The organism is Bacillus sp. X1(2014) (assembly GCF_007678255.1).
On the sequence record NZ_VEED01000016.1, the window covers coordinates 121,592 to 127,824 of the forward strand.

At 38.2% G+C, this 6,233-nt stretch carries 8 protein-coding genes; 6 read left to right on the forward strand and 2 right to left on the reverse strand.

What is annotated here, in order from left to right; translation table 11 throughout:
* Positions 1-55: 55 nt before the first annotated feature.
* The 5 genes from FS608_RS23160 (at position 56) to FS608_RS23180 (ending at position 2,872) form a co-directional block, all read left to right on the forward strand.
* Positions 56-667, forward strand: a complete 612-nt coding sequence (locus FS608_RS23160; protein WP_144554939.1) for a YARHG domain-containing protein — start codon at positions 56-58, stop codon at positions 665-667.
* Positions 668-745: 78 nt separating this feature from the next.
* Complete coding sequence (locus FS608_RS23165; protein WP_144554923.1) at positions 746-1,432, forward strand: copper homeostasis protein CutC; 687 nt, start codon at positions 746-748, stop codon at positions 1,430-1,432.
* Positions 1,433-1,669: 237 nt separating this feature from the next.
* The gene (locus FS608_RS23170; protein ID WP_144554924.1) at positions 1,670-2,140 is read left to right on the forward strand and encodes a DUF2975 domain-containing protein; all 471 of its coding nucleotides are present in this window, start codon (positions 1,670-1,672) and stop codon (positions 2,138-2,140) included.
* Positions 2,141-2,163: 23 nt separating this feature from the next.
* Positions 2,164-2,643: a DUF2975 domain-containing protein gene (locus tag FS608_RS23175; protein ID WP_144554925.1), complete on the forward strand. Its 480-nt coding sequence runs from the start codon at positions 2,164-2,166 to the stop codon at positions 2,641-2,643.
* A gap of 10 nt (positions 2,644-2,653) precedes the next feature.
* Positions 2,654-2,872: a helix-turn-helix domain-containing protein gene (locus FS608_RS23180; RefSeq protein WP_066255409.1), complete on the forward strand. Its 219-nt coding sequence runs from the start codon at positions 2,654-2,656 to the stop codon at positions 2,870-2,872.
* A gap of 120 nt (positions 2,873-2,992) precedes the next feature.
* Here FS608_RS23180 and FS608_RS23185 read toward each other — a convergent pair whose 3' ends face one another.
* Entirely contained in the window at positions 2,993-4,246 is a 1,254-nt protein-coding gene (locus tag FS608_RS23185; RefSeq protein ID WP_144554926.1) for an MFS transporter, read from the reverse strand.
* A gap of 36 nt (positions 4,247-4,282) precedes the next feature.
* Complete coding sequence (locus tag FS608_RS23190; RefSeq protein WP_144554927.1) at positions 4,283-5,230, reverse strand: L-lactate dehydrogenase; 948 nt, start codon at positions 5,228-5,230, stop codon at positions 4,283-4,285.
* Positions 5,231-5,549: 319 nt separating this feature from the next.
* Here FS608_RS23190 and FS608_RS23195 point away from each other — a divergent pair, with 319 nt between their 5' ends.
* Positions 5,550-5,864 (forward strand): hypothetical protein, encoded by a 315-nt coding sequence (locus FS608_RS23195; protein WP_144554928.1) that lies wholly within the window; start codon positions 5,550-5,552, stop codon positions 5,862-5,864.
* Positions 5,865-6,233 lie beyond the last annotated feature (369 nt).

Consider the following 6,233-nt stretch of genomic DNA (forward strand, 5'->3'; position numbering starts at 1 on the left):
ATAGAATTCTGGATGTCCTTTACTAAGGATTATTCAATAGAAGGGAAGTGTTTAAATGCATTTATGCACAAATTGTGGTGAAAAAGTAAATGAATCTAGTAAATTCTGTCCAAACTGCGGTTCTAGGGTTGCAGAAAATCAAAAGAACATGACCTCCACTCTAGAAACGCGCATTGATATAAATAAAAATCGTTCAAAAAAGAGATTAATAGTTGTGGTCGGATCACTTATAGGTTTGCTGCTTGTCATAAGTGTTACCTTAATCGTTAAAGATTTTTATAAGCCTGAACTTAAACCGACTCTAGCTACTATAAAAACAACAGAACAATCAAAAGATAAAGATGTAGAGAATATAGATCAAACTAGTCATGATCAACCTTCAACCGAACAAGGGAGTTCGAATCCTTCCTCTACTGAATATATTTTGCCTGCAAGTGATAAAGGTGTGATGAGTGAAGAAGACATTGCTAATCTTTCAAAAGGGCAGCTGCGTTTAGCCAGAAATGAGATCTATGCACGTCATGGATATGTCTTTAAATCAGAGGATTTGCAAACCTATTTTTCCAGTAAATCCTGGTATCATCCAGACCAGTCTTTTGATGGCTCTCTAAATGAAATAGAAAAGGAAAATGTAAACTTCATACAAGCAAGAGAGGACAGTCTTTAGCTCGTAAGAAGTGGTGAGAATGCTTTTCGACATCTTTTTTGGTAGAATGAGGACAAAATAACCCAGGAGGGAAATGTCGTGCTACTTGAATTTATTGCTGTCACGGTGGAGGATGCGGTATTAATTGAAAAATCAGGAGCAGACCGAATTGAGCTTGTTTCGGGCTTAACAGAGGGTGGTCTAACACCGAGTTATGGTTTGATTGAAAAATTGGTCTCGAGTGTTCGTATTCCGATCAATGTCATGGTGAGACCGCATAGTCAATCATTTTGCTATTCGAAAGACGACCTCGCAATCATGAAACAAGATATTCGCATCATTCGGTCGATAGGGGCTAACGGGGTCGTATTGGGCATGTTGGATGAGGAAGGGAATATCGATTTCGGTCAGCTTGAAGAGCTCTTAACGGAAACAGGCGATATGGAGGTAACCTTCCATCGCGCCATCGATAGTTCAAAGAATCCACTTGAGGCAGCAGAAAAATTAGATCAATATCAAGCAATCAATACGATTTTAACATCGGGCGGATATGGAGACTGGCCAACACGGCTTGAGATGCTAGTGAAGATGAAGGATCGGTGTAAGAATACGGATATTCTAATCGGGAGCGGGCTGACAAAGGAGAATATCCTTGAAGTTCATAAACTTGTCGGCACCGGTTTCTATCATTTCGGATCAGCCGTTCGAATTGAAAATAGTGTGCTTCAGCGTGTTTCGTTAGAAAAGGCAACGGAAATCGTTAATCTTCTGAAGAAAAATGTGTGAGGCCCTCGCGTTAACGGATTCTCTTTTAACTATTTGGAAGTTTTGTTGAACAAGTTGTAAATTTAACATTTTAAAGTAAGAGCATTTCTTTGTAATGAGAAATGCTTTTTATTTTTGTCAAAATTAAAAGGATATTTCGATAACAATAATAATATAATAAAAAACAGCATTAATTTATTGTAATACGATAAATCATGTGCTAAAATCATGTTGCCATTATTAAGTGAGGTGTTTTAAATGAATGTTATACGAGGTTCAACCACTTTCTTAAAGGTAATTATTTTTCTGGCTGGAATTGCAGTTCTTGCTTTGTGTATCTATTGGCTGCCTGAGATAGCCGTTAGAGATGCAAGGGTGCATCCAGATACGGCTTACTTCCTAATCCCCTTTTTAGTATGTGCATACGGATTCTGTATTACGTTTTCTGTTGTATTGTATCAAGCATTTAAACTATTAACCTATATCGAAAGGAACAATGCTTTCTCTGAGTTATCCCTTAAATCTTTGAAGGTTATACAGAAATGTACTTTTGCAGTCATTTTCTTCATTGTGTTAGGGATAGTAAGTTTAATGGCGTTTGCTAAAGTTACAGGTGACGATGCAGCAGGTCCAATATCACTAAGTCTAATGGGTATTTTAGTGACAAGTACCGTTGCAGCTTTTGTAAGTGTTCTTCAAAAACCAATTAAAAATTTCCTGAAAAAATGAAATAAAAATGTGAGGTGTATATTTTGAGAGAAGTCACAACATTGTTTTTAAAAATAGCTGTTTTTATTACAGGACTACTGGTTCTTGCTTTATGTATATTTTTTGTGCCCCATATGGCGAATTTTGCAGCAAAATTGTATCCAAATATTGCCCCAATGAAATATCTCGTTTTCATCGTGATGTATGGAGCGGCTGTGCCTTTTTACTTTGCTCTCTATCAGGCCTTCAATCTTTTACGATACATTGACGAGAACACAGCGTTCTCGGAATTATCTGTAAAGGCGTTAAAGAACATAAAGTGCTGTGCGATTACAATCAGTGGTTGGTATGTATTAGGCTTGCCACTCTTTCGTTTTATAGCGAAGAAAGTTGACCCTCCTATTGGATTAGTAGCACTCATCATCATTTTTGCTTCGTTGGTTATCGCCGTGTTTGCCGCTATCCTCCAACGGCTTCTACAAGAAGCGATTAACATAAAATCAGAAAATGATTTGACAGTCTGAGGTGGAGAATATGGCAATTATTATTAATATTGATGTGATGTTAGCAAAACGAAAAATGAGCGTAACGGAGCTTTCCGAGAGGGTGGGAATTACTATGGCGAATCTTTCTATTCTGAAAAATGGGAAAGCAAAAGCGGTTCGTTTTTCAACATTAGAAGCGATTTGTAAGTCTTTGGATTGTCAGCCAGGTGATATTTTGGAGTATAAAAGCGACGAAGACACTCAATAAAAACAGGCAATAAATTGCTGCTTCTTTATCACAAAGCCATAAAGGAAGTCCAGTTCTAATTCGGAGCTGGACTTCCTTTATTTATTCATTCGGTTCGCTTTAATATACCGTTTTTTGGAGTTAAGCTGCTTTTCGCATACCTACTTCCTGCTTTTTGGTTTCCGGGAAGGTCGCCACCAAGAAGATGTACAAACTAGAGACAGCAATAAAGAAAATCATGGCAGCCGTATATCCGGAAGCACCTAATATAAAGCTCCACACAATTGTCGCAATGGTTTGGCCCGCATAAGCGATTGCCCAGAATAGGCCGAACATGATCGTCAATCTTTGTGGTGTCATCCCTTTTAACTCATGGGGAAGATTCAAAAAGATTGGGTACTGGATATACATCGCAAATCCAGAGATTGAAATGAGAGTGTAGGAAAGTAACGGAATTTTATTCGCAAAAACGAGCGCTAGAGCAAAGGCTCCAACCATGACGATTCCTGAAAACAGGAGAATCGGTTTCCGCGCTACCCCTTTATTCCCGATGCGAATCCCTGCAAATGTACCAAGTATGCCAAAACCTGAGATTAACAAGTTCGTAACCGAGCCGTTTAACAAGGTATATTGATCAAATATCGCTTTAAAGCTCACTAGTGATAATACGTACAGTGTTAAAAAGGAAGCAAATGCCAAGCCGTAGCGCCAAAGGAATCCGTCTTTAAGGGCGTCTTTATATCCATACTTTTCAACTTTTCCACCGGTTTCCTTTGTTTCAAAGGTTTCCGCTTTCCAAAGCCAGCCGATAAAAAACAAAATCGTTAACGAAGCAAAAAACGTCAATGTTAAACGCCAATTGGCCACCATTTGCTTCGCAAAAACCGTAAACAAGACGGCGACAATAAAGGCACCCGCATTATAGGCAACGGTATTGGCCGCATTAATGCGCAGTTTTACATTTGAATTTTTGACATAGTGAGCGACGACAGGGTTCATGTAGACAATCACCATTGAGCCACCCACGGCCATGACCATCCGAGCTGCGGTATAGGCCCAGTAATTAGGCAGGTAAATAGCTACAAGTCCCATCATTAATAGTCCAATCGCCATCCCTGCTGCTTTTTTCGGTCCTAATTTCATTAGTACCATCGCTGCTAAGATATTCGCAAACACACGTGCGGTCGTAATCGAATAATTCACTAATTGAGATATAATAGGATCCACCGGCCCGCCGAAAAACGTTTCGGTTATTTGTGGGGTCAATGAAGAGCCCGCCACCCAGTTCATGGCAAAGGTTACATAAGCCAGCCACAATACCGCCATCATAAAATAACCTTTTTTTGTATGATTGATCGTTTCCATATCTTCATCTGCTTTCAATAGTGATTTCATCTTTTCATTGAAAAAATGGAGTGCTTGCAATAATTCTTAGATTACAGGTTTCATCGTTTCTTTTAATACATTAACGGAATGGCTGAATTGTTCTTTTTCTTTTTCATTTAGGTCAATTTCAAGGACTTCACGGATTCCGCCGCGGTTAATGACTGCAGGCACACCGATAAATACATCTTTTTGTCCATATTGTCCATCTAGATATGTGGAAACCGTAAGGATACAGTTTTCATTATTTAAAATTGCTTTCGTGATTCGAACGAGGGACATTCCAATTCCATAGTACGTTGCGCCTTTTCGTTCAATAATGTGATAAGCAGCATCACGGACATTCACGAAAATTTCCTCTAGAGATTCTTTGTTTAGTTTTTCAGCCGGTAGTTCTTCAAGTCTTTCGACACCCACTGCAGCACGGCTCCAAACGGGAAGTTCAGTATCTCCGTGTTCTCCAATGATATAAGCATGAACGTTTCTAGTATCCATGTTGAAATGCTGTCCAAGCGCAAAGCGGAGACGCGCAGAATCTAGTACGGTACCAGAACCAATCACACGTTCTTTTGGCAGCCAGGACTCTTTCCAAGTCACGTAGGTTAATATGTCGACAGGGTTTGTCGCGACCAAGAAGATACCGTCAAATCCACTTGCCATAATGTTTTTTACGATTTGTTTAAAAATTTTCGTATTCTTTTCCACTAATTCCAAGCGTGTTTCACCAGGTTTTTGTGCCAATCCTGCTGTAATCACAACTAAGTCGGCTTGTGCACAATCTTGATAAGAACCGCTCCAAACATTAATAGGTGATGGAGCAAACGGGATTCCGTGGTTAAGATCCATTGCTTCGCCTTCTGATTTGGCCTCGTTCACATCAATAAGAACTAATTCTTCGGCAACACCTTGATTAATCATAGAATAAGCATAACTGCAACCGACCGCACCCGTTCCAACTAAGACAACCCGGTTTACTTTTTTATTTCTGTTTTCCACGATGATCAATCTCCTTTATTAGTGGGTTTTTATTTGCTTTAATCTAGCAGTGATTATTTGGTAATTAATAACTTGATGATGTAAGTATAACATCTGTTTGTGAAATATTTCACAATAAATGTGACAGAAAAATGAAGCTTATACTGAAAGCCTTTACAAAAAAGTGGTTTTATGAATGAATACGCTATCATGGTCCAGGGAAAGGGAGATGTGGGCTTACTATAAGAAAAAAATACAGGCTGGGTGTTCGTCCAACCCATTTTTCTTACTCTAAATAAACTAATAATAAATAAATCTGTTTTAAGGAGGAAAGTGGGATATGGGAAAGAAGAAACATCGTAAAAAGCAGAGCAAGAGTCATCAAAATGACAATCATGATCATGAACAACAGGATCATGAACAACATGATCAACACGACAATCTAGACGATCACGACAATTGGTGGGATTATAAGGAAAAAGACAAAAGCAATTGTCACTGCAAGAAGGATCATAAGGAGAGGGAGTCCGTCATTTGGTGGCCATCTAACGAAAATCACGAAAATCATCAAAATCACGATAATAAAAAAGACGATCATAAAGAATATAAACGATGCAGAAATTATGGATGCATGTTTAAATGTACATGTTCGTAATTTTAAAAGGGAGTGTTTCTTCTACTTAGAAACCTCTCTTTTTTGTGTCCACGTGAAAAAAGGAAAAAACTTTTTGTTGCATAATTAAATGGATGGTGTTATGATTTAAAAGTTGCTTTTAACGACGAATTAATCAGTTAAAAGTGATAGCGAAAAAAGTTAAATTATTATATTGACATAATGATAGAGTTTCGATATAATAATAAATGTCGCTTCTGGCGAACGAAATTGTTCTTTGAAAACTAAACAAACAAAATCGTGCAAACAAACAATATTAATCGTGTTTCTTCTATTAATATGAAGAACACGAGCCAACGTAACTTTTATGAGCTAATCAACTTTCTTGGAGAGTTTGATCCTGGCTCAGGA

Bases quoted from the DNA above. Each gene is read 5' to 3' on its own strand.
- FS608_RS23160 (WP_144554939.1), top strand. From the start codon at position 56: ATGCATTTATGCACAAATTGTGGTGAAAAAGTAAATGAATCTAGTAAA.
- FS608_RS23170 (WP_144554924.1), top strand. From the start codon at position 1,670: ATGAATGTTATACGAGGTTCAACCACTTTCTTAAAGGTAATTATTTTT.
- FS608_RS23180 (WP_066255409.1), top strand. From the start codon at position 2,654: ATGGCAATTATTATTAATATTGATGTGATGTTAGCAAAACGAAAAATG.
- FS608_RS23185 (WP_144554926.1), bottom strand. From the start codon at position 4,246: ATGAAATCACTATTGAAAGCAGATGAAGATATGGAAACGATCAATCAT.
- FS608_RS23195 (WP_144554928.1), top strand. From the start codon at position 5,550: ATGGGAAAGAAGAAACATCGTAAAAAGCAGAGCAAGAGTCATCAAAAT.